General features: G+C 73.7%; 20 protein-coding genes and 5 pseudogenes. 17 read left to right on the top strand and 8 right to left on the bottom strand.

Annotated elements, in window-relative coordinates; translation table 11 throughout:
- Positions 1-26: 26 nt before the first annotated feature.
- Positions 27-419, top strand: a pseudogene (locus ACSLIC_RS24630) (VOC family protein).
- 24 nt (positions 420-443) lie between these two features.
- Here ACSLIC_RS24630 and ACSLIC_RS24625 read toward each other — a convergent pair.
- Positions 444-980 carry a MarR family winged helix-turn-helix transcriptional regulator gene (locus ACSLIC_RS24625; RefSeq protein WP_436739885.1) on the bottom strand — a complete coding sequence of 179 codons (537 nt, stop codon included), beginning with the start codon at positions 978-980 and terminating at the stop codon, positions 444-446.
- Positions 977-2,671 carry an FUSC family protein gene (locus tag ACSLIC_RS24620; protein ID WP_436739884.1) on the bottom strand — a complete coding sequence of 565 codons (1,695 nt, stop codon included), beginning with the start codon at positions 2,669-2,671 and terminating at the stop codon, positions 977-979. Before ACSLIC_RS24620 ends, ACSLIC_RS24625 begins: the two co-directional genes overlap by 4 nt.
- Before the next feature lie 226 nt (positions 2,672-2,897).
- Between ACSLIC_RS24620 and ACSLIC_RS24615 the strand changes: the two genes are divergently transcribed.
- The 7 genes and pseudogenes from ACSLIC_RS24615 to ACSLIC_RS24585 all read left to right on the top strand — a co-directional run bounded on the left by ACSLIC_RS24615 (position 2,898) and on the right by ACSLIC_RS24585 (position 8,996).
- Complete coding sequence (locus tag ACSLIC_RS24615) at positions 2,898-3,464, top strand: DUF5134 domain-containing protein (protein WP_436739883.1); 567 nt, start codon at positions 2,898-2,900, stop codon at positions 3,462-3,464.
- Positions 3,465-3,568: 104 nt separating this feature from the next.
- On the top strand, positions 3,569-4,504 hold the full coding sequence (locus ACSLIC_RS24610; protein WP_436739882.1) for a M56 family metallopeptidase: 936 nt from the start codon (positions 3,569-3,571) through the stop codon (positions 4,502-4,504).
- A gap of 133 nt (positions 4,505-4,637) precedes the next feature.
- Positions 4,638-5,372, top strand: a complete 735-nt coding sequence (locus ACSLIC_RS24605; protein ID WP_436739881.1) for a phosphatase PAP2 family protein — start codon at positions 4,638-4,640, stop codon at positions 5,370-5,372.
- A gap of 249 nt (positions 5,373-5,621) precedes the next feature.
- The gene (locus tag ACSLIC_RS24600; RefSeq protein WP_436739880.1) at positions 5,622-6,089 is read left to right on the top strand and encodes an NUDIX hydrolase; all 468 of its coding nucleotides are present in this window, start codon (positions 5,622-5,624) and stop codon (positions 6,087-6,089) included.
- Between the two features lie 96 nt (positions 6,090-6,185).
- Positions 6,186-6,821: a Mu transposase domain-containing protein gene (locus ACSLIC_RS24595; RefSeq protein WP_436739879.1), complete on the top strand. Its 636-nt coding sequence runs from the start codon at positions 6,186-6,188 to the stop codon at positions 6,819-6,821.
- Positions 6,822-6,844: 23 nt separating this feature from the next.
- A pseudogene (istB, locus tag ACSLIC_RS24590) lies at positions 6,845-7,628 on the top strand (IS21-like element helper ATPase IstB).
- A gap of 651 nt (positions 7,629-8,279) precedes the next feature.
- Positions 8,280-8,996, top strand: a complete 717-nt coding sequence (locus ACSLIC_RS24585; RefSeq protein WP_436739878.1) for an HAD family hydrolase — start codon at positions 8,280-8,282, stop codon at positions 8,994-8,996.
- A gap of 31 nt (positions 8,997-9,027) precedes the next feature.
- Here ACSLIC_RS24585 and ACSLIC_RS24580 read toward each other — a convergent pair.
- Positions 9,028-9,236 (bottom strand): annotated as a pseudogene (locus ACSLIC_RS24580) (DUF2630 family protein).
- A 219-nt stretch (positions 9,237-9,455) separates the two neighbouring features.
- On the bottom strand, positions 9,456-10,898 hold the full coding sequence (locus tag ACSLIC_RS24575) for an LVIVD repeat-containing protein (protein ID WP_436740472.1): 1,443 nt from the start codon (positions 10,896-10,898) through the stop codon (positions 9,456-9,458).
- Positions 10,899-11,136: 238 nt separating this feature from the next.
- Here ACSLIC_RS24575 and ACSLIC_RS24570 point away from each other — a divergent pair, with 238 nt between their 5' ends.
- Positions 11,137-11,799 carry a DUF305 domain-containing protein gene (locus ACSLIC_RS24570; RefSeq protein ID WP_436739877.1) on the top strand — a complete coding sequence of 221 codons (663 nt, stop codon included), beginning with the start codon at positions 11,137-11,139 and terminating at the stop codon, positions 11,797-11,799.
- Positions 11,800-11,962: 163 nt separating this feature from the next.
- Here the strand turns inward: ACSLIC_RS24570 and ACSLIC_RS24565 are convergent, their stop codons facing one another.
- Positions 11,963-12,304 carry an ArsR/SmtB family transcription factor gene (locus ACSLIC_RS24565; protein ID WP_436739876.1) on the bottom strand — a complete coding sequence of 114 codons (342 nt, stop codon included), beginning with the start codon at positions 12,302-12,304 and terminating at the stop codon, positions 11,963-11,965.
- 157 nt (positions 12,305-12,461) lie between these two features.
- Here ACSLIC_RS24565 and ACSLIC_RS24560 point away from each other — a divergent pair, with 157 nt between their 5' ends.
- Complete coding sequence (locus ACSLIC_RS24560; RefSeq protein WP_436739875.1) at positions 12,462-13,538, top strand: NADH:flavin oxidoreductase/NADH oxidase; 1,077 nt, start codon at positions 12,462-12,464, stop codon at positions 13,536-13,538.
- A gap of 31 nt (positions 13,539-13,569) precedes the next feature.
- Here the strand turns inward: ACSLIC_RS24560 and ACSLIC_RS24555 are convergent, their stop codons facing one another.
- Complete coding sequence (locus ACSLIC_RS24555) at positions 13,570-14,901, bottom strand: hypothetical protein (protein ID WP_436739874.1); 1,332 nt, start codon at positions 14,899-14,901, stop codon at positions 13,570-13,572.
- A gap of 247 nt (positions 14,902-15,148) precedes the next feature.
- On the opposite strand from ACSLIC_RS24555, the gene ACSLIC_RS24550 reads away from it, so the two are divergent.
- Entirely contained in the window at positions 15,149-16,234 is a 1,086-nt protein-coding gene (locus ACSLIC_RS24550) for a WD40/YVTN/BNR-like repeat-containing protein (RefSeq protein WP_436739873.1), read from the top strand.
- Between the two features lie 391 nt (positions 16,235-16,625).
- Here ACSLIC_RS24550 and ACSLIC_RS24545 read toward each other — a convergent pair whose 3' ends face one another.
- On the bottom strand, positions 16,626-17,303 hold the full coding sequence (locus ACSLIC_RS24545) for a uracil-DNA glycosylase (protein WP_436739872.1): 678 nt from the start codon (positions 17,301-17,303) through the stop codon (positions 16,626-16,628).
- 186 nt (positions 17,304-17,489) lie between these two features.
- Between ACSLIC_RS24545 and ACSLIC_RS24540 the strand changes: the two genes are divergently transcribed.
- Both ACSLIC_RS24540 and ACSLIC_RS24535 read left to right on the top strand, forming a co-directional pair.
- Positions 17,490-18,482, top strand: a complete 993-nt coding sequence (locus ACSLIC_RS24540) for an N-acetylglucosamine kinase (protein ID WP_436740471.1) — start codon at positions 17,490-17,492, stop codon at positions 18,480-18,482.
- 241 nt (positions 18,483-18,723) lie between these two features.
- Positions 18,724-19,647: a sirohydrochlorin chelatase gene (locus tag ACSLIC_RS24535; RefSeq protein ID WP_436739871.1), complete on the top strand. Its 924-nt coding sequence runs from the start codon at positions 18,724-18,726 to the stop codon at positions 19,645-19,647.
- A gap of 66 nt (positions 19,648-19,713) precedes the next feature.
- On the opposite strand, the gene ACSLIC_RS24530 is transcribed toward ACSLIC_RS24535, so the two are convergent.
- Positions 19,714-20,748 carry a lactonase family protein gene (locus ACSLIC_RS24530; protein WP_436739870.1) on the bottom strand — a complete coding sequence of 345 codons (1,035 nt, stop codon included), beginning with the start codon at positions 20,746-20,748 and terminating at the stop codon, positions 19,714-19,716.
- A 506-nt stretch (positions 20,749-21,254) separates the two neighbouring features.
- Here ACSLIC_RS24530 and ACSLIC_RS24525 point away from each other — a divergent pair.
- The 4 genes and pseudogenes from ACSLIC_RS24525 (at position 21,255) to ACSLIC_RS24510 (ending at position 25,354) form a co-directional block, all read left to right on the top strand.
- Positions 21,255-23,627 (top strand): FdhF/YdeP family oxidoreductase, encoded by a 2,373-nt coding sequence (locus ACSLIC_RS24525; protein ID WP_436739869.1) that lies wholly within the window; start codon positions 21,255-21,257, stop codon positions 23,625-23,627.
- Positions 23,628-23,702: 75 nt separating this feature from the next.
- Positions 23,703-24,235: pseudogene (locus ACSLIC_RS24520) on the top strand (DUF1345 domain-containing protein); the annotation flags it as partial.
- A gap of 261 nt (positions 24,236-24,496) precedes the next feature.
- Positions 24,497-24,668 (top strand): annotated as a pseudogene (locus ACSLIC_RS24515) (Lrp/AsnC family transcriptional regulator); the annotation flags it as partial.
- On the top strand, positions 24,656-25,354 hold the full coding sequence (locus ACSLIC_RS24510) for an HAD family hydrolase (RefSeq protein ID WP_436739868.1): 699 nt from the start codon (positions 24,656-24,658) through the stop codon (positions 25,352-25,354). The pseudogene ACSLIC_RS24515 and the gene ACSLIC_RS24510, both read left to right, overlap by 13 nt.
- The last annotated feature ends 66 nt before the right edge of the window (positions 25,355-25,420 follow it).

The following is a 25,420-nucleotide window of genomic DNA, read 5'->3' as shown; positions in this document are numbered from 1 at the left end:
TACGCCGGGCGCCTGGACTCGGCCGCATGGTGCCGATACCGAGCAGCCGGCCCCTGTCAGGCCCCGCCGATCCTGAGAGGTCGAGGAGCTTTCTCCGGCGAGACGCTCGGGCTCGCCGTCCACCGCGAGTTCGGCACCGGTCCCGAGCGGGGCGCGGTGCACTTCTCGGCAACGGCTTCCTGGAGGGCTCCGGCCGCGCTGCGGAACCGGTCACTCCGGGCCTGTGCCTCTGGCTCCAGGTCGCCGACGTCGCCGACGTCCACCGGGAGCTGGCGGCGCGCGGGGTGGAGATCCTGCGGGAGCCGCGTCAGGAGCCCCGAGGGCTGATCGAGAGGTGGATCGCGGGCCCGGACGGCACCCGGATCGTCCTGGTGGAGATCCCGGCCGAGCACCCGCTGAGGTACCGGCCCGGGATCTGAACGGCCCCCGCCGCTCTGGCGGCCTCAGCCCTTCAGCCCGCCGAGCCGCCCTTCGAGCTGGAGGAGGAGGCCCGAGAGCAGGCCGGTGAGTTCCTCGTGGCCGCCCTCGTCCAGTCCGGCGAGGACCGCCCTCTCGTAGGCCAGCTGTTCGGGCAGGACGCCGTCGACGAGGTCCCGCCCGGCGTCGGTGAGGCGGACCCGGGCGACACGGCGGTCGCGGGTGTCGGCGCGGCGCTCGACCAGTTGGCGCTCCTGGAGCTGTTTGACGCGCTTGGTCACGGCGGCGCCGGAGGAGAAGGTCTCCCGGGCCAGCTCGCCGGGGGTCAGTTCGTCGCCGGTCCGGCGCAGCGCCCCCAGCAGGTCGAACTCGGCGCGGCTCAGTCCCGCCCGGCGCAGCGGCGCGTCCTCGGCCTGCTGGAGGAGGGCGGCGCAGCGGTTGACCCGCCCGATGATCTCCATCGGGCCGGTGTCGAGGCCGGGGTGGACGGTCTGCCACTGGCGGATGACCCCGGCGACGGTGTCGCCGTCCCGCCGCCCCTGCGCTGCCGTACCGGTGTTCATGTGCTCGCACCCTTCGGGACGGGGAGCCCCTGTCGTCGTACTGTCGCGGCGAGCGTACGGTGTGCGGCCTGTTCGGCGAGCAGGACCTCCTGCTGGGGCAGGGCGCGCTGCCACCATTCGCCGGAGGCGGCGTCGACCGTGTTCCGCAGCTCCACCAGGGCGCCCGTGAGGCGTCGGCGCCCGGCCTCCAGGGTGACCGGGTCGCTGTCCGGGGCGGCCAGCGCGGCGTCGGCGCCGGTCTGGGCGCGGGCGGTGGCGGCGAGGGCGTCGCCGACGAGGCTGGTGGCCCGCCGGTTGGTGACGAGGATGGCGGCCAGGACGCCGACGACGGCACCGACCAGCGTGTCGACGACGCGGTCGACGGCGAGTTCCCCGGGGTTCTGGAAGTGGCCGAACTCGGTGATCAGCAGGGCCATCGGGGTGACGCAGACGGTGCCCAGCCAGTAGTTGCGGCCGATGAGGGCCTCGGCACCGAAGTTGAAGGCCAGGCAGCACAGGACGAGGGCGGCCTGGTTGAGATGGCTCAACGGGGCGATGGCGACGAAGAGGGCCACGCCGACGAGGTTGCCGACCACCCGCTGGACGCCCCGGGACCAGGTGAGCGTGATGTTGGCCTGGAAGATCGAGGCGGCGGTGACGATCGCCCAGTACGGGCGGCCGACGCCGAGGGCGTACGAGAGGTACCCGGCGAGGGCGCAGCCCACGGCGGAGCGCAGCATGATGGGCAGCAGGGGCGAGCCGGGGCGGAAGCCGCGCAGCAGGGTTCCGGTGGCCCTCTCCCGGTAGGCGCGTTCGACGGCGAGGCCCGCGAGTTCGTCGGCGGTCCCCGCCGCGTCGGCCGGGCGGGGCACGGGCCCGGCACCGGTGGTGCGGGCCGCCCAGTCGCGCAGGAGCGCCGGATCGCTCTCGTCCGGGCGGGCCAGCGCGGCTTCGGCGTGGACGAGGAGGTGTTCCAGGTCGCGCCGGACCGGGGTGCGGGTGCCGGTGGCGAGGAGGCACTGCCAGGCGGCATGGGTGGCGCCCGCGGCCTGGCCGCGAGGCCGGTCGGCGTTCTCCCCTCCCGCTTCCCGGACCTTCGCCACGTAGGCGGCGGTGGCGCGGAGGGCGCGGCTCACCGCTATCCGCTCGGGGCCGTGCCGACGGACGAGTGCCGGGGCCATGCAGACCGCCCAGGCGAGCACGGCGCCCCCGGCGGCGAGCGCCACGCGGCCGGGCACCTGGGCCAGGGTGGAGGGAGTGAAGAGGGTGGCCGACGAGACGAAGGTGAGGATCAGGTGGCCGGGCGGACCGATCCGCACGGCGTCGCAGGCTCCCTTCTGCACCGCGGCCATCAGCGCGCCGACCGCGACGAGCACGTACGGCGAGTCGGTGAGGGCGGCGACGACCAGGGCGAGCGCGAACCCGCCGATCATCCCGGCGCAGGCACCGGCGAGGGTCCGCGCCCGGGCCGCGTACGGGAGGTTGTGGCAGTACAGGGCGCAGAGCGAGCCCGCCATGGTGAACATCGCGAGGTCGATGCGGCCGAGGAGCAGCAGCGTGACGTTGGGCAGCCCCGCCGCGACGACCACGCTGTAGGCCCGCTTGTACCAGATGTCCGCGGGCGCTCCGAGGGCGAGGAGCCCGGCGAGGGGCAGGCGGTGGACCCGCCGTGCGGGGGTGGCGTGCGTGGTGGTGGGTGGCCTGCTGCTCATATGAAAACCTTAACAGGTGTTTCACTCGCGAAACATTGCCGGTTACACCTACCTGCCGCGGTCGCCTTCGGGGCACTGAACACAGGCGCACGTCCGGCTCACCGGGCCACTCCGCGCGCCCCCCTTCGCACATCCGTGCGCCCGGGTGGGGTGGGCGAGCCCCGGGCATGACCCCCTGCGACACCGCCCGACGGGGGCGGACGATGCCACCGGGGAGGTCTTCACCGTGCACGGACCCGCCTCCGCCGCCTGGCTGCTGGTGGCGCTCTGTCTGGCGAGCGGCGCGTACTGCCTGCTGCGCATGCGCACGCGGGGCCCGAGCGGGCAGGGGGCGGCCGGCGAGGCGCTGATGGGGTTCGGGATGGCGGTGATGGCGGTTCCGGCCGCGTTCGTCACGCTGCCCGCGCAGGTGTGGTTCGCGGGCGCCGCCGCCTTCACGGCCGCAAGCCTCCACGCCGCCCTGACGGCTCGGCACAGCCCGCACCACCTGCATCACCTCGTCGGGTCGGCGGCGATGGTCTACATGTCGCTGGTCATGGCCGTCGCCCCGGCCTCCCACCACGGCCCGCACGCGGGCCCGGGCGGACTGCCGGTCCTCACGGGGCTCCTCCTCGTCTACTTCGCCGGGTACACCCTGCTCTCCGGAGTGCGCCTCATACCCGCCCCAGCCACCGCGACGGGAAGCCCGGGGCCAGACTCCGGCCCGCCGGGATGGGGGGAGCGCGCCGAACTGGCCCTCGTCTGCCGCCTCACGATGGCGATAGCCATGGTGTCGATGCTGCTCGCCATGTGAGCGGCAACGGCCGGGCAGGGCCCCACCCCAGCACCAAACGTGTCGTGCGTCACTTGGCGCGACACGGGGGGTGCCAGGACGGAAGCCACTTCTATGCTGTGGCCATGATGCTCCCCGTCGCGCTGCTGCTGCTGGGTGCCCTGACCGCCGTGCTCGCTCCGCGCCTCATCGCGCGGACGCAGTGGCGGGAGAGGGAACCTGTCGTCGCGCTCTGGGTGTGGCAGTGCGTCGTCGCCGGGGTACTGCTGTGCTGCGTGCTCGCGATGGCGCTCACCGGCGCCGCCGCCTGGCACCTGGTCCGCGGCCACGTCTTCGCCCCCGCCCCGCACGCCGTCGTCGAGGCGTACGCGCTGGGCGCCTACGGCCCCTGGGCGCCGGCGACCGCCGTGGCACTGGCGTTGGGCGGGGTGTGGACGGTGGCGATGCTGGTCCGCGAGATCGCCCGGGCGCGCTCGCGCCGACGGCAGCGGCGGGCCGAACTGCTGGTGCGCTCTCCCCTGTTGCCGGGCGAGGAGCGCGAGCAGGAACGCGTGGTGGTGCTGGAGGGCGACCGGCCCGACGCCTGGTGGCTCCCCGGCCCCTCCCCCCAACTGGTGATCACCACGGCGGCACTGCGCCGGCTGAAAGGCCGCCAGCTCGACGCCATCGCCGCCCACGAGCAGGGCCACGCCACCATGCGCCACGACTGGCTGCGGCACATCTCCGCCGCCCTGGCGCACGGCTTCCCCCAAGTACCGTTCTTCGCGGCGTTCCGCGACGAGATGCACCGGCTGGTGGAGCTGGCCGCCGACGACATGGCCTCCCGCCGCTTCGGCCGCCTCACCACGGCCCTCGCCCTGGTCGAACTGAACGAGGACCGGGGCGTGTTCGGCCCCGGCCCCGCCTCCGAGGCCCATCTGCCCCAGCGCGTGCACCGGTTGCTGGCGCCGCAGGCCCGGCTCGCGCCGATACACCGCCTGCGGCTGACCGCGGCCGCGGCGGTGGTGCCCGTGGTGCCGCTCGTGGTCGCCTTCGGCCCCGGCATCCTCGCCCTGGGCTGACCCGCTCCCCCACTCGGCGACGACGGCGTTCCGGCAGACGGGGGCGCGCGAGGCCGCAGTGTGCTCCCGCCGACTCCCGGAACACGGGTGGCGGGCGTGTCCGGGGGCGATGAAGTAGGTGACCATCGTGACCATGGCTCCCCACTCCCCGCTCCATGACCGCCCTCCCGGTTCGCCGCCTTCCGCCGCCAGGAGGTGGGCGGCGGCCCTGGCCGGTCTCTCCGCCGTACTGCTGACGCTGGTGGCGGTCGGTTGGCCGCCCCTGACCGGCTTTGACGCCTCGGTGGCCGGCCGGGCCCATGAGGCGGCCCTCGCCCACCCGGCGGTGACGCGGACGAACCGCGTGCTCAGCGACTGGGCATGGGACCCGTGGACGATGCGTGCCCTCGCCACCGCAGCCGTGCTGTGGCTCTGGCGGCGCGGACCCGTGCGGCTGGCGAAGACGGTGGGCGGTGCCTGCCTGGCCGCCTCGCTGGCGCAGCAGCTCCTCAAGGCCGCCGTCGGCCGGGAGCGCCCGAGGTGGCCCGACCCGGTCGACACCGCCCACTTCGCCGCGTACCCCTCGGGCCACGCCATGACGGCCACGGTCACCTGCGGCCTGGCGGTCTGGCTCCTGCACCTGTCGAAGCCGGCGCGCCCCGTCCTGGTCGCCGCCTGGACGGTGGCGGTGGTGTCGGTGGCCGGGGTCGGCGTGACCCGCGTATGGCTGGGCGTCCACTGGCCCACCGACGTCCTGGGCGGCTGGCTGCTGGGCGGGCTGACGGTGGCCCTGGCCGTCGTGGCCCACCATCGCGCGGGTGCGGCGGACCGGCGGGGGCACCCGGCGGAGGCCGAGGCCCGCTCCGAGGGACCCGTCCCCCTCGGCTGATCTCCGCAGAGTCGCCATCAGTTGCCGGAGCATCCGCCGGGCCCGGCGGTGACGTGCAGGGGCGGGCTCCTGATGGTGGATCAGCCGGGGCGCCCGGTCGCGGAGATCGCACGAGTGCTTGTGAGCACTTCTTTGGGCTCCGCCGCACGGAACGGGAGTGGCTCCATGCGTAAGAAGTTGATCCGGCCCCACTCACCGGACGGTGCTCGGATCTTGGAGGTTGGATAGGGTCGGGCGGGAGGTACGAGGATGAGTTTTCGGTTGGCGGCGTATGCCGTGTGTATCGAGAACGGGCGGGCACTGCTCGCCCGTCATATGCCACCGAATGGCGAAAGCAACTGGACTCTTCCGGGTGGCAGGGTCGAGCACGGCGAAGATCCATTTGATGCGGTGATCCGGGAAGTCGCCGAGGAGACGGGCTGCATCGCGGTGGTGGATCGCCTGCTGGGCGTGGACTCACGGGTCATCCCGGCGGCCGAAGCCCGTGCGGGAGTCGAGCATCAGAATGTCGGCGTTTTCTACCGCGTCAACATCACTGGCGGCCGACTCCGACCGGAGCCTGACGGCGAAATCGCCGAGTCGGTCTGGACCGACCTCTCCGACGTCCCCGGCCTGCGCCGGTCATCGTTGGTCGCCATCGGCCTCTCCCTGGCCCAGGCCCTTCCGGCAACCGGCCACGTCGACCCTGTCCCGGTCGATGGCCTGATCCGGCACTAGCCAGGCGTCCCGTCCCGGCACATCCGCTACGACAACCTGAAGCCCCCGGTCAACCGGGTCTGCACCGGCCGCAGCCGGATGGAGTCGGAGCGGTGGTTGTCCTTCCGGTCGCACTACGGCTTCGACGCGTTCTACTGCATCCCAGGTCAGGAAGGCGCCCACGAGAAGGGCGGGGTCGAACAGGAGGGCGGCCGGTTCCGGCGCACGCATCTGGTCCCCGGCCCCGACGTCGCCTCGCTGGAGGCCCTGAACGACCGGTTGAGGGAGATCGACGCCGAAGAGGACGAGCGGATGCTGTCCGGGCGACTGACCAGCATCGGGTTCAACTTCGTTTCCGAGACCGCTCTTCTGCTGCCGTTGCCGTTCGAGGAGTTCGAGTGCGGCAGCACGCTGACACCGAAGGTCGACCGCAGCAGCCGGATCACGGTCCGTCAGTGCCACTACTCGGTCCCGGCCCGCTTCATCGGCCAGAACGTGCGGGTCCTGCTGCGGGGCAACGAGCTGCTGGTGTTCGAGAAGCGGAAGGTCGCAGCCCGTCATCCGCGGTTGACCCGGCGCGGGGAGTTCCGCGACGCAGCGACGAGGAGACGGGAGCCGCCGCCCTGGGCGGAGCCCAGTGGAGTGGTCCCCCTGGCCGCCCGCAGGGCCCAGCGGCCCGAGGACAAACGACCGTTGCCGACGGTCTCGCGCCACGACCAGCTGCTGAAACGCCAACCGAAGGGGACCGCATGACCACGACCGAGGCTGCCACTCAGATCCCTTCGCCCCGCCGCGACACCGGGCCGAAGGAGGCGGTCGACACCGCGATCGACGAGGCATGCCGCACGGTCCACCTGCCCCCGATCCGCAGCCGGGTCCAGGACATGGCCTCCGAGGCGATGCGCAGCGCTCCGGCTACAAGGACTTCCTGGCCGACCTACTGGAGGCCGAGTGCGCCGAGCGCGAGGAGAGGCGCAAGTTGCGGCTGGTCAGGGAAGCGAACTTCCCCAGGCCCCAGCGGCTGGAGGACTTCGACTTCGAGGAAAACCCGAACGTCACCCCCGAGCTTGTCGGCACCTTGTCGGACCCGGCCTGGGTCAGGGCGGGGCAGCCGCTCTGCCTGATCGGTGACTCCGGCACCGGCAAGTCCCATCTGCTGATCGGGATCGGCACCGCCATGGCCGAGGCCGGGCTGAAGGTCCGCTACACGCCCACGGTCAACCTGGTCAACGAGCTGGCCGAGGCCGCCGATGAGAAGAAGCTCTCGCGCACCATCGCCCGCTACGGGCGGGTCGACCTGCTCTGCCTGGACGAGTTCGGCTATCTCGACCTGGACAAGGCCGGGGCGAAGCTGCTGTTCCAGATCTTCACCGAACGTGAGGAACGACGCGCTACGCGATCGCGTCGAACGCACCGCTCTCCGAGTGGAAGCAGACCTTCACTGAGCCCCGGCTCTGCACCGCGATCGTCGATCGTGTCACGTTCAACGCGCACATCGTCGAGACCGGCACCGAGTCCTACCGGTTCACCCAGACCCAGCGCAAGCAGCGCCGCAGCTGACCTCACAGATGGCCGCGGCCGTTCCTGGTCCAGCCGCCGGGTCCCAGTGCCGGCCGGACCAACGCCCGTCTCCAGCCACCGCGGGCACTGGGCGGCCCGCGGTCTGAGTCGAGCCGGGTCGGCAGCCTCCACGCACCTGTCGGGGGCACGCTGACGGCAGGCTGGCCGAGGCCCCCGAACTACCGCGAGACCCCACCCCCCGGGGCCACCGGAACCACTCGATCGAAGTGGGGCCGAATCACCTTGCTACAGGGGCGTGGATCACACCGCTTCACGCCCCCTCCAATGCAGCCATGGAGCCAGAAAACCTCCGTCGACCGGAGCCCAAACGTCCTTAGAGACAGCGCGAGCCCGTCACGCCGGCCTCGCGGACATGAGAGCCCCTCGCGAGGGACGACCGGGGACAGCCCGCACCCCCGCGACGGCCGGCGGCCTTGGGTGGGGCGAGGGGCAGACCGAACCGGGGACGCGGGTCCGGGTGCCGCGCGCGACACCACGTTCCTGGGCAGGTGTCTCCCCAGCTCCCTTTCCCTCGCATCGCCTGCGGCCTTCCGTTCCGCCGAGTCCCGGGGGCGGGCAGAGGCCGCGCACGCCAGCACGGGCGTTGGTGCCTCTTGCCACCTCCGACCCGTACCGAACAGAATCCGATGGATGGCGATCACCTGTGTGCTCTTCGACTTCTCCGGCACCCTGATGCGGATCGAGCCCCCCGAGGAGTGGCTGCGCGGCGGGCTCGCGGAGCTGGGGGCGGGTCCCGAGCTGCTGCCGGACGGCGACCTCGGGGCGGCGGCCGCCCGTCTGGCGCAGGTGGGCGCCCAGCCGGGCTGGCCCTCACCGGAACAAGTCCCGGGCCGGCTCGCGGCACTCTGGGAGCACCGCGACCGCGGCGCGCGGGAACACCGTGCGGCCTTCACCAGCCTGTCGCGCCTGGTGGACCTCGGTTCCGGCGCGCTCCACGACGTCCTCTACGACCGGCACATGACGCCCGCCGCGTGGCAGCCGTACCCGGACAGCGCCGAGGTACTGCGTGAGCTGCGGGCGCTGGGTCTGCGGGTGGGGGTCGTCTCCAACATCGGCTGGGATCTGCGACCGGTGCTGCGCCACCACGGGCTGGAACAGTGGATCGACACCAGTGTCCTGTCGTACGAGCACGGTGTCCAGAAGCCCGACCCTCGGCTCTTCGCGCTGGCCTGCGAGCGGATCGGGGTCGACCCTGGTGCCGCTCTCATGGTGGGGGACGACCGGCGGGCCGACGGGGGTGCCGCCGCGCTCGGCTGCGCGGTGCACTTCGTGGACCATCTGCCGGTGGAGCGACGGCCCGCCGGGCTGCTGCCGGTCCTGGAGCTGGTGAAGAGCGCGGCCGGGTGACGAAGCCGGGGGCGCCGGGGGCCCGCCGCGCTCAGGACTCGCAGCCCTCGACCTCGTCGGCGGGGCGGGCCCGGGCCTCGTCGGGGCTCTCCCCGAACGCGGCCTTGGCGCGGCGCTGGCGCAGCAGGTCCCAGCACTGGTCCGGCTCGCGTTCGAGGGCGGCGGGCCGGCCCGCTCGGTGGCGGCGCCGATCTCCCCTGCCTCCAGGGACGCCCGCAGGCGCTCCTCGTCGTCGACCATCCCGGTGATGCGCCGCAGAATGTCCTGTTGGTCATGCCGCCCGCCCTCCTCGGCCTCCTTCGCCCGCTCCAGGAAAGCGCCTGGAGTCGTGCGATCGAAGCGCGTCCGGCCGGGGCCGCACCGGTACGCGTCGTCCCCCGGGCGGGCGTACGCCGCTCCGGGGGACGAGGACCGATCAGGTGGTGCGTGCCCCGGACGCGGCCGGGACGGACAGCGGACCTAGTCGAAGTAGTCCGGCTGCGTCTGGACGTTGAGCTCGTCGAGCTTGACCTTCTTGGCGGGGTCGGTGCGCCGGTCGTCCAGCTTGAGGACGTCGAAGCCCTTCACCATGTCGTTGGAGTAGATGTAGCCGTTGTAGTAGTACGCCGACCACGAACCGCCCCCGAGAAGGGTGTCCGCGCTCAGCGGGCCCCGCTCGAAGTAGGCGATCTCACGGGGCTTGGCGGAGTCGGTGAAGTCCCAGACGGAGAGGCCGCCCTGGTACCAGGCCTGGACCATGATGTCGCGGCCCTTGACCGGGATGATCGAGCCGTTGTGGGCGACGCAGTTCTCGGTGTCGGCCTGGTGGCGGTCGATCTTGAAGTAGCTGCGGAAGACGAGCTTGGGCTTCTTGTCCTTGCCCTTGCGGACCAGGTCGTAGATGCCGTCGGCGCCTCGCTTCGGGCCGATCTCCGCGTTGCAGGTGGCCGCGCCGCCGCCGCCGAGCTCGTCGGTGAAGACGACCTTGTCCGTCTCCTGGTTGAAGGTGGCGGAGTGCCAGAACGCGAAGTTCTCGTTGTCCTGGACCCGGTCGATGACCTTGGGCTTCTCCGGGTTCTTGATGTCCAGGAGGATGCCGTCGCCCATGCAGGCGCCGGCGGCGAGGTTCTTGTGCGGCAGCGCGGTGATGTCGTGGCAGCCGGTGGTCTTGGAGACACCCGGGTTGGTCGGCGCACCCGGGTTGCCGCCGCCGTCCGGTCCCTCACCGGGGAACAGCACGGGGAAGTCGATGACCGCGGCCTGCTGCGGCGCCTTGCGGGGCACCTTGACGATGGAGATGCCGTCGTGCGGAGGCTGGCAGTCGGGGAAGGCGGCGCTCGGCGAGTACGAGGAGACGTACACGTAGACGTTCTTGCGGTCCGGGACGAGCGTGTGGGTGTGCGAGCCGCAGGCCGTCTCGACGGCGGCGACGTAGCGCGGCTTGCGCTTGTCGCTGATGTCGAAGACCTTCATGCCCTCCCAGGAGGACTTCTCGGTGGCGGGCTGGCTGGTGCTCGCACAGGAGTCGTCGCTGCGCGAGGAGTCCGTGGAGAGGAAGAGCAGGTCGCCGGAGACCGAGATGTCGTTCTGCGAACCGGGGCAGAGGACCTGGGCGACGGTCTCGGGCTTCTTCGGGTTGCTGATGTCGAAGACCCGGAAGCCGTCGTAGTTGCCGGCGAAGGCGTACTTGCCCTGGAACGCGAGGTCGGAGTTGGTGCCGGAGAGGGCGTCCTTGGGGATGTTGGCCAGGTGCTTGATGTTGTCGGAGTGGACGATCTCGTCCGGAGCGGGGATGTCGCCGGCGGCGATGGCCGCCTTGGTGTCGGCGGCTTCGCCCTTGCTCACACGCTCCGAGACCTCGGGGGTGTCCCCGGGCCCCGGGATGGCCGCGGCGGGCCCCGCGGTGAGCAGGGACGCGAACATGCCGACTGCGGCGGCAGCAACGGCGAGGCGTCTACGCCTCGCCCGGGGGGTGTTGAACAGAGTCACTGCGTCCTCCCTGATCGCCGTTCGCACGAGAAGTGCGTCGGATCACCGCAGTATCGCCTTCGTCATGCACAGATCAATAGCCGGCAACATACTTGTCATCAAACGTGCCGCCCTCCCCCCGTGACGCCGTGCTAGGACAGTCCCACCCTTCCTCACACCTCAGGAGGCAGCTGTGCCGATATCCCGCCCCGCCGCCGCGCACCGCCGTCGCGCACCGCTCGCCCTGGCGGCGCTCGCCGCGGCGGCTCTGCTCACCGGATGCACGAGCACCCCCGAACAGGCCGCGGAGGCCAGGTCCGCCCCCGGCCCCTCGGTGATCGCGCCGGGTCGACCGGGCGAGGAGGCAGAGACCCTCTCACCCGGGGAGGCGGAGCGCCGCAAGCCGGACGACAGCCCCAACTCGGCCGACTTCGCCTACATCCAGATGATGATCGAGCACCACGGACAGGCCCTGGAGATGACCCGGCTGGTACCCGAGCGGGTCCGCAGCAAGCGCGTCAGGGCACTCGCCGACCGCATCGAGGCGGGGCAGAAGCCGGAGATCGGCGCCATGAAGGCGTGGTTGAAGAACAACGGCGGGCCGCGCGGCAAGGGACACGACCACGGCGCGATGGCCGGGATGGCGACGCCGCAGCAGCTCGAACGGCTGGAGAAGGCGGACGGCGAGGAGTTCGACCGGCTCTTCCTGAAGCTGATGACCACCCACCACCAGGGAGCCGTGAGCATGGCCACCGAGGTGCTGGGCGCCGGGAACAACGTCGTGGTCGAGGAGATGGCCAACGACGTGATCGCCACCCAGACCACCGAGATCGACCGGATGCGCGGCATGCCGTGACCGGGCGGGGCCGACCGCGGTCGGCCGGGCTTCGGGCGGGCGCAATCGCCTCGACGCCGATCGTCACCCCCGGCCTGCACGGCCGAGGCCTGCGGGGACTGCATCGCGGCCGGGGAGACGATGCCTCCCGCCGGGCGGAAGCCCGGCCGCCGCGCCCGAGGCGTCAGCCCCCGTGGCCCTCGCGGACGGCGCCCGCGAGGACGCTGTCGAGCAGCCCGGGGAAGAGCAGGTCCAGGTCGTCCCTGCGCAGCGCGTTGAGCTTGGCGGTCCCCCGGTAGGTCTGGCGGATCACCCCGCTCTCCCTGAGGACGCGGAAGTGGTGCGTACTGGTCGACTTGGCCACCGGCAACTGCAACTCCGTACAGGACTGCTCGGCGTCGCCCGCGCCCAGCGCGCACACCACCCGCAGCCGCATCGGGTCGGCCAGGGCGTGCAGGACCTCCTCCAGGCGGATGCGGTCGCGCGGCGGGTGGGCAAGGGTGCGGGCACTCTCGGCGATGGTCATCTCGGTCGTCCTTCACGGATGGCGCGGTGCGCAGCGGCCCTCACCGGGCGGGGCACGGACTCCGCATTGTACGAAGGCATTAGTAGTTTGACATCTAGCGTACTACGAAGACTATCGTACTGGAATCGTTCGGTCCCGTGACGCGATGGAGTACGCCATGCCCTCCCTGTTCGAGCCGCTCACCCTGCGGTCCCTCACCATCCCCAACCGCATCTGGATGGCTCCCATGTGCCAGTACTCGGCCCCGGCGACCGGCCCCACCGCCGGCCGCCCCACCGACTGGCACTTCCAGCACTACGGCGCCCGGGCGGCGGGCGGCGCGGGCCTGATCCTGCTGGAGGCGACCGCGGTGTCGCCCGAGGGCCGGATCAGCCCGTGGGACCTCGGCTTGTGGAACGACGGCCAGGCGGCGGCGTTGCGCCGGATCACCTCCTTCCTCACCTCGCAGGGAACCGTGCCGGGCATCCAGCTCGCCCACGCCGGACGCAAGGCGTCCTGCGAGGCGCCCTGGCGCGGCGGCAAGGCCATCTCCCCCACCGACGGTGGCTGGCAGCCGGTCGGCCCGAGCGCGGTGCCGTTCGACGCCGGCAGCCCCGTCCCGCACGAGCTGACGGCCGACGAGATCCGCGACGCGGTCCGGCAGTTCGCCGAGGCCGCGCGCCGCTCGCTGGCGGCCGGCTTCGAGGTGGTCGAGATCCACGGCGCCCACGGCTACCTGATCGGCGAGTTCCTCTCGCCGCACAGCAACCACCGCACCGACGCCTACGGCGGATCGTTCGAGAACCGGACGCGGTTCGCCCTGGAGGTCGTCGACGCCGTGCGTGCCGTGTGGCCCGAGGAGAAGCCGCTCTTCTTCCGCGTCTCCGCCACCGACTGGCTGGACGAGGGCGGCTGGACCCCGGACGACACCGTCCGGCTCGCCCCGCTCCTCAAGGAACGCGGCGTCGATCTGCTGGATGCCTCCACCGGGGGCAACGCGGCCGGGGTGTCCATCCCGGTCGGCCCCGGCTACCAGGTGCCCTTCGCCGCCCGCGTCCGCAACGAGGCCGGCCTGCCGTCGGCCGCGGTGGGGCTGCTCACCGACCCGGGACAGGCCGACAAGGTGCTGGCCAACGGCGAGGCGGACGCCGTCCTCCTCGGCCGCGAACTGCTGCGCGACGCCCACTGGCCCCGTCGGGCCGCCCGCGAACTCGGCGGCAGGGTGCGGGTGCCGCAGCAGTACGGCCGCAGCTGATCCCGTCCGCGACGCCCGCCGCCCGGCCCCTTCAGCGGCTCGGCTCCGCACTGCGACAGGCGGTGCGGAACGGCGGGTACCCGGCGGGGGTCCGCGCCGGGGGCCCGGGCACAGGGCGGGAGCCGCGCCCCTGCCCGGGGCCGGGGCGGTCCCGGGCAGGCCGGCCTTCCCCGCCCGGCTTCGCTCTGGGGCCGGGCCGGGGCCCCGGAGCAGGCGCGGCGAGGGACGGGTGGGGAGCCGGATCACCGTCGGGGCCGGCCAGTTCGGCCAGGAGCCGGGCCTTGAGAGCGCCCCGCTCGTCGGAGGTGAGCCGGGCCGGATCGAGGTGGCCCGGCTCACTCTCGTAGACGCGGAGTTCCTCGCGGATGCGGGCGTACGCCTCGGGGTGGGCCTCGGCGAGGCGGAGCCGGGCGTACCCGCCGGCCTCACGGCGGGCGGTGTTGACCGGGTCGGTGCGCTCGCGGCGGACGATCTCCGCCATCAGGGTGCGGACGGTCCGGTCGCAGTCCAGGCGCCGCTGCTGGACGGCGCAGAAGAACCGCCGGGCGTTGATGATCTGCATCGCCTCCTGGCGGGGCAGTTCGGCGAGGTCGAGGGGGAGCCGAGCGAGGGCGGTGGCCGAGGAGGCCCGGGCGGGGCCGACCGTCAGATCGCAGAGGCGGGCGAGGCCGGCGTGCCAGCGGCGGAGGACCAGAGGGTGGCGGAGCAGGACGTTCCGGGCGTTCTGTTCGCGTACGTCGTCAGCGACGGCGGCGCGGAAGATGTCGTCGGGGAGTTCGAGCAGGGCGGTCACCTCGGGGCTCGCCGTGACCTGGAGGCAACCGTGGGCGACGGCCTGCTCGATCGAGTCGAAGACGTCCCGGGAAGCGGCGGCCCGCCGCAGCGGCGGGATGTCCAGCTCGGCGACGCGGGCGGCGAAGAGCGCCGCGTACTCCCCGGGGAGGGCCTTGCTCAGCCAGCTCAGGGCGGTGGCGCGGGCGGTGAGGAGCCGGCCCCGCTCCAGCCGCTCCCGGTCCTGGCGGCGGTAGTCGGCGGCGACGCAGCGGGCCTCGTGGAGGCGGACGCGGACCTGCCGGAGCTGGCCCTCGACGCGCCGCAGCCGCGCGTCGCCGAGCAGAGCCATGCGTTCGGCGGAGACCTGGAGCTCCCCTTCGGCCCAGACCAGTGCGTCGGCCCAGTCCAGATGCCATTCGAGGCCGTCTAGCAGCCGGCGGACGGGGACCGGCAGGCGGCGCGTGGCGTCGGCCACGGCCGCGGTGACGAGATTGCCGAAGTCCTCCTCGAACCGCTTCACCAGCACCTCGGCGGGCAGCCGCGCGACATCGCGCAGCCGCAGCAGCCGCTCCGTTTCGGTCGACCTCATGACAGCCGCCCCCTCTCCGCACTCGTACGACTACTCACCGTAGCCGATCGGATGAACAGCTCGGCTCCGACGCGGCGATTCGGCCGGAGGAGGGCTTGATCCAGACCATGGCGGCGGCGGGAACGACTCCTCGCCGGAACGCCGTCCGGGTGGTGGAACCGCTGGCCGGCGGCGTCTTCGGGCGGTTGTCGGCGGCCGGGCGCAGACTGGGGCGGGTCGGGACGACGAGGTCGCGGAGGTGTCGGGGATGGCTGAAGTGCTGCTGGCGGTCGGGACGCGGAAGGGGCTCTTCCTCGGGCGGCGGCGCGCCGGGACGTGGAAGTTCGACGGCCCGCACTTCACCGGCGAGGCGGTGTACGCGCTGGGGCTCGATCTCCGGGGGCCCGTGCCGCGCCTGCTGGTGGGGGCGGACAGCGCGCACTGGGGCCCCTCGGTCTTCCGCTCCGACGACCTGGGCGCGAGCTGGCAGGAGCCCGCCTCGCCCACCGTGCGGTTCCCCAGGGACACCGGCGCCTCCCTGGAGCGCCTCTGGCAGCTCCAGCCGGCCGGTCCGGAGGCGCCGGGCGTGGTGTACGCGGGAACGGAGCCCGCGGCGCTCTTCGTCTCCCGGGACGGCGGCGACTCCTTCGAGCTGGTCCGGCCGCTCTGGGAGCATCCGACGCGGTCCCGCTGGGAGCCGGGCGGCGGTGGCGAGGGGCTGCACACCGTGGTGACGGACCCTCGGGACGCCGACGCGCTGACGGTCGCGGTCTCGGCCGCCGGGGTCTTCCGCAGCGGTGACGGCGGCGGGAGCTGGGCCCCTTCCAACGAGGGGGTCTCGGCGGTCTTCCTCCCCGACCCGCACCCGGAGTTCGGCCAGTGCGTGCACAAGATCGCCCGGGACGCGGCCGACCCGGACCGCCTCTACCTCCAGAACCACTGGGGGGTGTACCGCAGCGACGACGCGGGCGCCCACTGGTCCGACATCGGCGGCGGCCTCCCCTCGGACTTCGGCTTCACCGTGCTCGCCCACCCGTCCCGCGCGGACACCGCGTACGTCTTCCCGATCGCCGCCGACAGCGACCGGGTCCCGGCCGGGCATCGGTGCCGCCTCTTCCGCACCACGGACGGCGGCGCCCGCTGGGAGCCTCTGGCCTCCGGCCTCCCCACCGAGGACCACTACGGCACCGTGCTGCGCGACGCCCTGTGCACCGACGGCGCGGACCCGGCGGGGCTCTACTTCGGCAACCGCAACGGCGAGCTGTACGCCAGCGCCGACGAGGGCGAGAGCTGGCGGCGACTGGCCGCCCATCTGCCGGACGTGCTGTGCGTGCGGGCGGGGGTGGTGGGCTGAGACGGGTCGGGACTCCGAGGGGGGAAGACCGCGAGCACTCACCCGCTGTACCCGGTCCGGGCGAAGGCTCCAACTCGCCGAAGGCCGGCCGGAGGCACTCGCCACCGGGCTCACCGGCAGGTGGAGCCGGAGCCCGGCGGCCGTTCCTCCGCCGGCACCTCCAGCACGCCGCTCCCCCGGGGTGCGGGGCGGGTCGGCGGATCGGCGCGGGTGGGTGCGGACGGCCAGCCGCCGCACGATCTCCCCGCCGACGGCGGCGCCGCCCGCGTGGGCGCGTTCCAGAGCGTCGAGGACCCTCGGCCTGGGCGAACCGGCCCTTGAGGAGGCGGCCGGCAGCGGGCTCGCCGGTCTGCGCGGCCGGGGGGGTGTGATGCGCTGGAGCGGCGGCCCCCTACGGCAGTCGCCAGTCCACCGGCGCCGCTCCCTGCTGGACGAGGAAGTCGTTGGTGCGACTGAAGGGGCGGGAGCCGAAGAAGCCGCGATCGGCGGAGCGCGGGGACGGGTGGACCGATTCGATGACCGGGTAGCGGCTCAGGAAGGGGCGCAGGCTGCGGGCGTCCGAGCCCCAGAGGACGGAGACCAGGGGCGTGCCGCGTTCGGCGAGGGCGCGGATGGCCTGCTCGGTGACCTCCTCCCAGCCCTTGCCCCGATGCGAGCCGGGTGAGCCCGGACGGGTCGTCAGGGCTCTGTTGAGCAGCAGGACGCCCTGGCCGGTCCAGGGGGTGAGGTCGCCGTTGGAGGGCTGCGGCAGGCCGAGGTCGCTCTGGAGTTCCTGGAAGATGTTGACCAGGCTGGGCGGGAGCCTGCGGACCTCGGGGGCCACGGCGAAACTCAGCCCGATCGGCATCCCCGGGGTCGGGTAGGGGTCCTGTCCGACGATCAGGACGCGCACCTCGTCGAACGGCTGCTGGAAGGCGCGCAGGACGTGCGGTCCGGCGGGGAGGTAGGTGCGGCCCGCGCCGATCTCCGCGCGGAGGAACTCTCCCATCGCGGCGACGCGCCCGGCCACCGGTTCGAGGGCCTTCGCCCAGCCCGCTTCCACCAATTCATGCAAAGGTCGTGGTGCCACAGGGGGACTCTAGCGACAATCGGCGCGTCCCCCGCACCGAGCCGTCGTCCCGGCGGGACGCGGACGGCCCGACGGGGCTACCCTTCGTCCTCGTCGGCGTCGGCCGCCCGGCCCGAGGAGAGGAAGGGGGAACCGTTGCGCACGGTGAACACCCCGCGTACACAAGGCACTTCCGCCTCCTCCGGAATGGTGCTGGGCGTCGACTCGGGCGGCTCGGGGCTCCGCGCGGCGCTCGCGCCTGCGGGCGCGCCCCAGGACGCCGTGACCGTCACCGGCTCGCAGCCCGTACGGACCTCCGCGCGCGGAATCGACGCCGCGCACTTCATGGAGCTGCTGCTGCCGCTGGTACGGGAGCTGCGCGAGCGCACGGCGCCGCAGGGCGCCCCCCTGGTGGCCGTCGCCGTGGGAGCGGCCGGGATGGCGAGCCTCGGCGAGGATCTGCGGGCCGCCCTGCCCGGGGCGCTGGCGGCGTACGGCGTGACGGGACCGCTCGCGCTGGCCGCCGACGCCGTGACCGCGTACACGGGGGCGCTCGGGGTGCGGCCGGGCGCGGTGGTGGCGGTGGGCACCGGGATGATCGCGCTCGGCACGGATCTGTACGCCTGGCGCCGGGCGGACGGCTGGGGGCACCTGCTGGGTGACAGCGGCGGCGGCGCGTGGCTGGGACGGGCCGGCCTGGAGGCGGCGTTCCGGGCGTTCGACGGGCGCGCGGGAGGTTCGAAGGCGCTGCTGGACGCGGCCGGGGAGCGGTTCGGCCCGATGCCCGGGCTGCCGGCCCAGCTCTACCCCCGGCCGGACCGGGCGGCGGTGCTGGCCTCGTTCGCGCCGGACGTGGCCCGGTGCGCCCGCGAGGGCGACGCGACGGCGGCGGCGCTGCTGGCCGAAGCGGCGGGCCACATCGTGGACGCCGTCGAGGCGGTGCTGCCCGGCCGGGACGGCGGCGAGGTCGCGTGCACCGGCGGGCTCTTCCGGCTGGGCGCCCCGCTGACGGAGCCGGTGGGCGAGGAACTGGCGCGCAGGCTGCCGGGGGCGCGGGTGGTGCCGGCGGCGGGCGATCCGCTGCACGGCGCGGTGGTGCTCGCCTCGGCGCTGGCGTCCGGGACGCGGGGACTGCCCGTGGACGGGCGGCTGCTGTGGTGCTCGGCGGACGCGTCCGGACCGGGCGGGGTGGAGGGCTGAGGCGGGTCCGGTCCGCGACCCCCGGGCGCGGTGACCGCCGGGCGCGGTGACCGCCGGGCGCAGTTGTCACTCGCGAGCCGGACAACAGGGCCGCACGGCCGCAGAGTTCACCACATCGGTGCACACAACCCCAAAAGGGGCACCCGAGCCGGACGCCGAGAACGGATAAATGCGGACGGATGCCCTACAGCCGCCCCCTCCCCGAACAGGGGCGGACGGGAAACCAGTAGCATGCGGCGCCATGAGCTCCCCCACTGGGCCCGCTTCCGGCCTGCCTGTACGAATGCCGCGACCCCGCCAGTCCGGTCGGCACCGCCGCCCGGAACCGGTGGTGGCTCCCGAGGGCGCGCCCGCCCTCGTTCTGGCCGTGCCCGGGGCCCCCGGCGCACCCACCCGCGGCCTCGCCGAGGAGGTCGTGAGCATCGCCCGCTCCGAGCTTCCCGGCCTGGACGCCCGCATCGGTTTCCTGGAGGGCGACGACGAGGAGTTCCCGACCTTGCAGTCGGTGCTCGCGCACGCCGCGGAGGAGCGGGCCGCCCGCGTCCAGCGGGCCCGTGCCGCCGGGGCCGAGGTCGCCGACCCGGACGGGCCGGTCGCCGTGGTGGTGCCGCTGCTGGCCGGCCCGGACAGCGCCCTGACGCGCCGCATCCGGCAGGCCGTGATCGACAGCCGGGCCCCGGTCGAGCTGACCGACGTGCTGGGCCCGCACCCGCTGCTGGCGGAGGCGCTGCACGTGCGGCTCTCCGAGGCCGGGCTGGCCCGGGCGGACCGGGCGCGCCTGTTCACGGTGGCGACCGCGGCCGACGGCATCATCCTGGCGACGGTCGGCGGTGAGGAGGCCGTGCAGGCGGCCGGGATCACCGGGATGCTGCTGGCCGCACGGCTGGCGGTGCCGGTGATGGCGGCCGCGCTCGACCAGGAGGGCGCCATCGCGGCAACCGCCGAGCAGCTGCGCTCCTCGGGCTCCACGCAGCTCGCCCTGGCGCCGTACCTGATCGGTCCCGAGCTGGGCGACGGGCTCCTCGATGTGGCGGCGAAGGAGGCGGAGTGCGCCTCGGCCGAGGCGCTGGGCGCGTACCCGGCGATCGGCAAGCTCGCGCTCGGGCAGTACACGACGGCGCTGGGCATCACGCCGCAGCCGGCGCCGGGGGTTCCGGCCCACTGAGGCGGCAGGCTCATGGTTCGGGCCCGCTCCCCGCACGGGGAGCGGGCCCGAAGCCGTGTCCGGGTCTCAGCCGAAGAGGACGCAGGAGGCGGCCGGGGCGGGGACGGAGCCCGCGAGGGCCGGGGTGCCGGAGTCGGGGTCGACGGTGAACCAGGTGACGTCACCGGACCGTTCGTTGGCGGCGTAGAGCAGGCCCTGCGGGGAGAGGACGAGGTCGCGCGGCCAGTGACCACCGCAGGAGACGGTGGTGAGCAGCCGGGCGGATGCCCCGCCCGGGTCCAGGGCGAGGACGGAGACGACGTCCTCGCCGCGGGTGGCGGTCCACAGGAAGCGGCCGTCGGGCGAGACGACCAGTTCCGAGGGGTAGGCGTCAGCAGCGGGCGCGTCGGGGAGGACGGCGGTCTCGCCGAGGGTACGCAGGTCGCCGCAGTCGGCGTCCCAACGGCAGAGGGTGACGGTGGGCGCGAGTTCGTTGAGGACGTAGAGGTGGCCGCCGTCGGGGTGGAAGGCCAGGTGGCGGGGGCCGGAGCCGGGGCGGAGCGCGATCTCGCGGTGCGGGGTCAGCATGCCGTCGCGCAGCGCGTGCACGCACACGGAGTCGGTGCCGAGGTCGACGGCGACCAGCCACCGGCCGCTGGGGTCGGGCACGACCTGGTGGACGTGGGGGCCCTGCTGGCGCTGGGGGTGGGGGCCGAAACCGTGGTGGTTGAGGACGTGCGCGGCGGGGCCGGGGGTGCCGTCGGCGCGCAGCGGCAGGACGGAGACGCTGCCGGAGCCGTAGTTGGCGGTGAAGACGCGGCCGCCGTGGACGCTGAGGTGGGTGGGGCCTTCGGCGGCGACGGGGGCGGGCGGGGCGAGGAGCCGGGCCGTGTCACCGGCGGGGTCGAAGGCGGCGACGGCCCCGTCCGCGGTCTCGCTGACCGCGTAGAGGAGGTCGCCGCCGGGGCCGAGTGCGAGGTAGGAGGGGTCGGGGACCTCGGCGGTGGCGCCGAGGACGGTGAGGCCGCCGTCGGGGGCGACGGCGGCGGTGACGACGCCCGCGCCGCCCGCCGCCGTGAACGATCCGATGTACGCCCTTCCGGTCTGCTCTCCGCCACCCACTGGCCTGTCCCCTCTCCGCGGTTGCCGCGCCGGTCGGCGCGCCCGCGACGTTAGCAGGTCTAGACCATGACGGTCCGGCATGCGCGGCGGACACCTCCCGTCCGGCCTCCACCGAGGTGCACACCATGGCACACGGACGCGGAACGAGCGCCCGCGAGACCTCTCGGCACGCGGCCAGGGCCACACAGTCCGGTACACCATGGCCGTCGGCCGCGAACGGCTTCGCCCGCGACCTGGCGGACATGCTCCCGCACGGCCTGAGGCGGTTTCCCTCGGGGCTGCGGCGGCGGTCCCCGCACCCCCGGGGAGCGGCGTCGCCCAGCACGGCCTTCCGCCATTCGGCGGAGCGGGGCCGCGGCGGGCCCCTCCGTGCGGGTGGACGGGGGCGCTGTCGTCCGGGCGGCGGCGCGCGGGACCTCGGCGGGCCCGCGCCGCCGCTGTAGCGTGCCGGTCGCGGCCCGGCCGGGGAACGCGCCGTCGGGCGACCGGACGAAGGGCTGATCAGCATGGGTTCCGCACAGTCAGGCCAGGACCTCCCCGGGAACGCGGACGCCCCGCCCCCGCCGGAGGGCGGCCAGGGCCCCGCCGACGAGGCGGCTCCCTCGCAGAAGCCCTACCGCCGTCCGGCGGCCGGGTGGGGCGCGGCGAAGAGCGTGGCGCACGTCCTCATGAAGGAGCACGCGTTCGTCGACGGTCCGCGCGCCGTCTTCAGGATGAACCACGAGAACGGCGGCTTCGACTGTCCCGGCTGCGCGTGGCCGGACGACACCAAGGGCCTCAAGCTCGACATCTGCGAGAACGGCATCAAGCACGTCACCTGGGAGATGACGCCCAAGCGGGCGGGGCGCGAGCTGTTCGCCCGGCACTCCGTCTCCGAGCTGGCCACCTGGACCGACTTCGCACTGGAGGACACCGGCCGGCTGACCGAGCCGATGGTCTACAACCCGCTGACCGACCACTACGAGCCGATCACCTGGAAGGCCGCCTTCGAGCTGGTCGGGCGCGAACTGCGCGCTCTGGACGGCCCGAACGAGGCGTCCTTCTACACCTCGGGCCGGCTCGGCAACGAGGCGACATTCCTCTACCAGCTGTGGGCCCGCGAGTTCGGCACCAACAACCTGCCCGACTGCTCCAACATGTGCCACGAGGCGTCCGGGCGGGCGCTGACCGCCGCGCTCGGCACCGGCAAGGGCACCGCCGACCTGGCCGACTGGGAGTCGGCGGACGCGCTGTTCGTCATGGGCGTCAACGCAGCCTCCAACGCGCCGCGCATGCTGACCGCGCTGGCCGAGGCGTACGACCGGGGCGCGCAGATCGTGCACGTCAACCCGCTGGTGGAAGCGGCCGCCACCCGGACCATCGTGCCGCACGACTTCCTGGACATGGCGCTGTCCAAGCCGACCCGCACCAGCACTCTCAACCTCCAGGTGCGGGCCGGCGGGGACATGGCGCTGCTGCGCGGGATCGCCAAGGCGGTACTGGAGGAGTCGGCGACCGACCCGGACGCCCTCGACCGGGTCTTCATCGACCGCCACACGCACGGCTTCGAGGAGTACCGGGCGCTGTGCGAGGCGACGCCGTGGGAGGAACTGGAGCGGCAGTCGGGGCTGACCCGCCGGGAGATCCTGAAGGCGGCCGAGGTCTACTCGCGGGCCGACCGCACCCTCGTCAGCTGGTGCCTGGGGGTCTCCCAGCACGAGCACGGGGTGGACACGGTCCGGGAGATCGTCAACGTGCTGCTGCTGCGCGGGAACCTGGGCCGCGAGGGCGCCGGCCCCTCCCCGGTGCGCGGGCACAGCAACGTCCAGGGCAACCGCACCTGCGGCATCGACCACCGGCCGCAGCCGGAGTTCCTGGACAGGCTCGCCGAGGCGTGCGGCATCGACCCGCCGCGCGAGCACGGCCTCGACACCGTCGGCACCATCGCGGCGATGCACGCCGGGCGGGTCAAGGTGTTCGTCGGCATGGGCGGCAACTTCGTGAGGGCGGCGCCCGACACCTCCTACACCTCCGAGGGCGTGCGCCGGTGCGAGCTGACCGTGCAGGTCAGTACGAAGCTGAACCGGAGCCACGTCGTCCACGGCAAGAAGGCGCTGATCCTGCCGTGCCTGGGGCGCACCGAGAAGGACCATCAGCGCCAGGGGCTCCAGTCGACCTCGGTGGAGGACTCGATGAGCATGGTGCACCTGTCGGTCGGCATGAAGCGGCCGGCCTCCCCTCACCTGCTCTCCGAGCCGGCCGTCATCGCCGGGATGGCACGGGCGACGCTGCCCGGCAGCGCCACCCCCTGGGAGGAGTACGTCGAGGACTACGACCGCATCCGGGACACCATGTCGGTGGCTCTGGACGGCTTCGAGGACTTCAACCGGCGGGTGCGGCTGCCGCTCGGCTTCCGCATCAAGCAGCCGGCCCGGGAGCTGATCTTCTTCACGCCCTCCCGGCGGGCCGAGTTCTCGGCCGCGCCGCTGCCGGACGTGGTGCCCGAGGCAGACGTGCTGATCCTCCAGACGATGCGCTCACACGACCAGTGGAACACCACGATCTACTCCGACGACGACCGGTACCGGGGCATCAGGAACCTGCGCACCCTGATCCTCATGAACGCCGCCGACATGCGGGCGCGCGGCATCTCCCCCGGCAGCCTGGTCGACATCGCGGCCACCTCCAAGGACGGCAGCGTCCGCACCCTGAACGGCTACCGGGCGCTCGCCCACGACATGCCCCGGGGCTGCGCGGCCGGGTACATGCCGGAGATGAACGTGCTCATCGGCATGGCCGACTACAGCACCCGGAGCGACCAGCCGCTGATGAAGAACGTCCGGGTCCGGGTCGCCCCCAGCGGCGTGCCGGCCCCGCCCATGGCACTGCCCGGCTCCTGACGGCCCCTCGCCCCGGCCGGGGCAGCGAGCGGGTTCCCGGAGGGCAGGTACGCGTGGTGCTCAGCGGCGGCCGGGGTGGGTTCGGCGGGCCGGGATTCGCCCGTGGTCGGACTGCTCGTCGACCCGGTACCGGCCGTGCTGGCGGCGATCGGCGCGACGGAGGCGGTCTTCGTGGTGGCGGGCTGGGCCGTGCTGTGGCGGATCGACGCGTCCGACACCGATCGCGACGCGCGGCGCGAGCACTTCCGCCCGATCGTGGAGGAACTGGCCGTGGTGGCGACCGCGTTGTGCGGGCTGGTCGGCATCGTCATCCTGCTGCTCGTCGGCAACACCGACCGGGGCCACGCCGCGGCGGCACCGCGCTCGGTGGTGTCTTCATGGCCTGGGCGGCGGTGCACCTGATGTACGCCACCCGCTACGGATACCTGTACTACCTGGGCGGGCGTGGCGGCATCGACTTCCACGCGGAGCAGCCGCCGACGTACCGCGGCTTCCTCTGCTTCAGCTGCAACCACGGCATGACCTACCAGGTCTCCGACACCGATGTCTCCGACCCCGCCATCCGCGCGGCCAGCGCCATCAACCTGGTCATCGGCATCGTCGGCGGGCGACCCGCCGGGATCACCCGGCGACGAGGGCGGGGCGGCGGCTCCGCTCCAGGCCCTTTCAGGTGGGGGGCAGGCTCGTCGGCGGAGGGGAGGGCCGAAGACCGCGAGGGCTCGGGCTTGACGGTCCCGTCGGCGATGAGGGCGTGCACGGCGGCCCCCACCCGGATGCGGGCCACGGTCAGGCGGCCGGTGCGCGAGCCTCTCGGATCGGCGGCGGCAGCGGCGAGGCCGCGCACCTCGTGAGCGCAGGCGTCGAGCGCGGACGTCATCCAGCAGCTCATCAGCCTCCCGGGGGGTGGTGCGGACCCGTACCGAGGTGGCGCTGCGGGCGCGGGTGGCGCACCGGGTGCTGCCGCTGGTGGCTTCGGTGGGCCGGAGGGGACCCGCGGCGACCTGGCCCCTTTCTGCCATGCTGGGGCCATGGCGAACGTGACCGAGGCCGCGCTCCCCGCGGTCGTCTTCGATCTGGACGGCACGCTGGTGGACAGCGAGCCCCACTACTTCGAGGCGGGCCGGGCCCTGCTGGAGGCGCACGACGTGCCCGGTTTCACCTGGGCCGATCACGAGCGGTACATCGGGGTCAGCACCCGGGAGACGCTCGCCGACTGGCGGCGGGTGTACGGGCTCGGCGCCTCCCTGGCGGCACTGGTGGAGGAGTTGGACGACCGCTACCTCACGCTCGCGCGGGCCCACACGCCCGTCTTCGAGCAGATGGCGCTGCTGGTGGAGCGGCTGCACCGGGCGGGCGTGCCGATGGCGGTCGCCTCGGGTTCCTCCTGCTCCGCGATCGCCGCGGTCCTCACCGGCACCGGCCTCGACGGCCTGATCGGCCCCGTGGTCTCCGCCGAGGAGGTGCCCCGAGGCAAGCCCGCCCCGGACGTCTTCCTGGAGGCGGCCCGGCGCCTGGGCGTGGCTCCCGTGGACTGTGTGGTGGTCGAGGACGCGGAGCCGGGCGTGGCGGCGGCACTGGCGGCGCGGATGCGCTGCGTCGCGGTGCCCTCCGTCCCGGCCGCCGCCGACGACCCGGTCTTCTCGGCGGCGGGTCTGCTCTTCCCCGAGGGCCCGCCCTCGTTCCGCGCGGCGGAGGCGTACGACTGGATCATGGGGGTCCCCGCCTGAGGCGCCGGCCGGGGGACGGCCGGGCCGGGTGCGCCGGGCCGGCGCACCATCCGGGGTTCCACCCCG

The sequence above is a fragment of the Streptomyces sp. BBFR102 genome (assembly GCF_051397025.1).
In the GTDB taxonomy this organism is placed as follows: domain Bacteria; phylum Actinomycetota; class Actinomycetes; order Streptomycetales; family Streptomycetaceae; genus Streptomyces.
This window is presented reverse-complemented; position numbering and strand designations above follow the sequence as displayed.

Excerpts from the sequence above, each read along its gene's own strand:
- ACSLIC_RS24540 (WP_436740471.1), top strand. The coding sequence starts at position 17,490 with ATGGTGCTGGGCGTCGACTCGGGCGGCTCGGGGCTCCGCGCGGCGCTC.
- ACSLIC_RS24525 (WP_436739869.1), top strand. The coding sequence starts at position 21,255 with ATGGGTTCCGCACAGTCAGGCCAGGACCTCCCCGGGAACGCGGACGCC.
- ACSLIC_RS24560 (WP_436739875.1), top strand. The coding sequence starts at position 12,462 with ATGCCCTCCCTGTTCGAGCCGCTCACCCTGCGGTCCCTCACCATCCCC.
- ACSLIC_RS24600 (WP_436739880.1), top strand. The coding sequence starts at position 5,622 with ATGAGTTTTCGGTTGGCGGCGTATGCCGTGTGTATCGAGAACGGGCGG.
- ACSLIC_RS24535 (WP_436739871.1), top strand. The coding sequence starts at position 18,724 with ATGAGCTCCCCCACTGGGCCCGCTTCCGGCCTGCCTGTACGAATGCCG.
- ACSLIC_RS24605 (WP_436739881.1), top strand. The coding sequence starts at position 4,638 with ATGGCTCCCCACTCCCCGCTCCATGACCGCCCTCCCGGTTCGCCGCCT.
- ACSLIC_RS24565 (WP_436739876.1), bottom strand. The coding sequence starts at position 12,304 with ATGACCATCGCCGAGAGTGCCCGCACCCTTGCCCACCCGCCGCGCGAC.
- ACSLIC_RS24555 (WP_436739874.1), bottom strand. The coding sequence starts at position 14,901 with ATGAGGTCGACCGAAACGGAGCGGCTGCTGCGGCTGCGCGATGTCGCG.
- ACSLIC_RS24620 (WP_436739884.1), bottom strand. The coding sequence starts at position 2,671 with ATGAGCAGCAGGCCACCCACCACCACGCACGCCACCCCCGCACGGCGG.
- ACSLIC_RS24625 (WP_436739885.1), bottom strand. The coding sequence starts at position 980 with ATGAACACCGGTACGGCAGCGCAGGGGCGGCGGGACGGCGACACCGTC.
- ACSLIC_RS24610 (WP_436739882.1), top strand. The coding sequence starts at position 3,569 with ATGATGCTCCCCGTCGCGCTGCTGCTGCTGGGTGCCCTGACCGCCGTG.
- ACSLIC_RS24575 (WP_436740472.1), bottom strand. The coding sequence starts at position 10,898 with ATGTTCGCGTCCCTGCTCACCGCGGGGCCCGCCGCGGCCATCCCGGGG.
- ACSLIC_RS24585 (WP_436739878.1), top strand. The coding sequence starts at position 8,280 with ATGGCGATCACCTGTGTGCTCTTCGACTTCTCCGGCACCCTGATGCGG.
- ACSLIC_RS24510 (WP_436739868.1), top strand. The coding sequence starts at position 24,656 with ATGGCGAACGTGACCGAGGCCGCGCTCCCCGCGGTCGTCTTCGATCTG.
- ACSLIC_RS24550 (WP_436739873.1), top strand. The coding sequence starts at position 15,149 with ATGGCTGAAGTGCTGCTGGCGGTCGGGACGCGGAAGGGGCTCTTCCTC.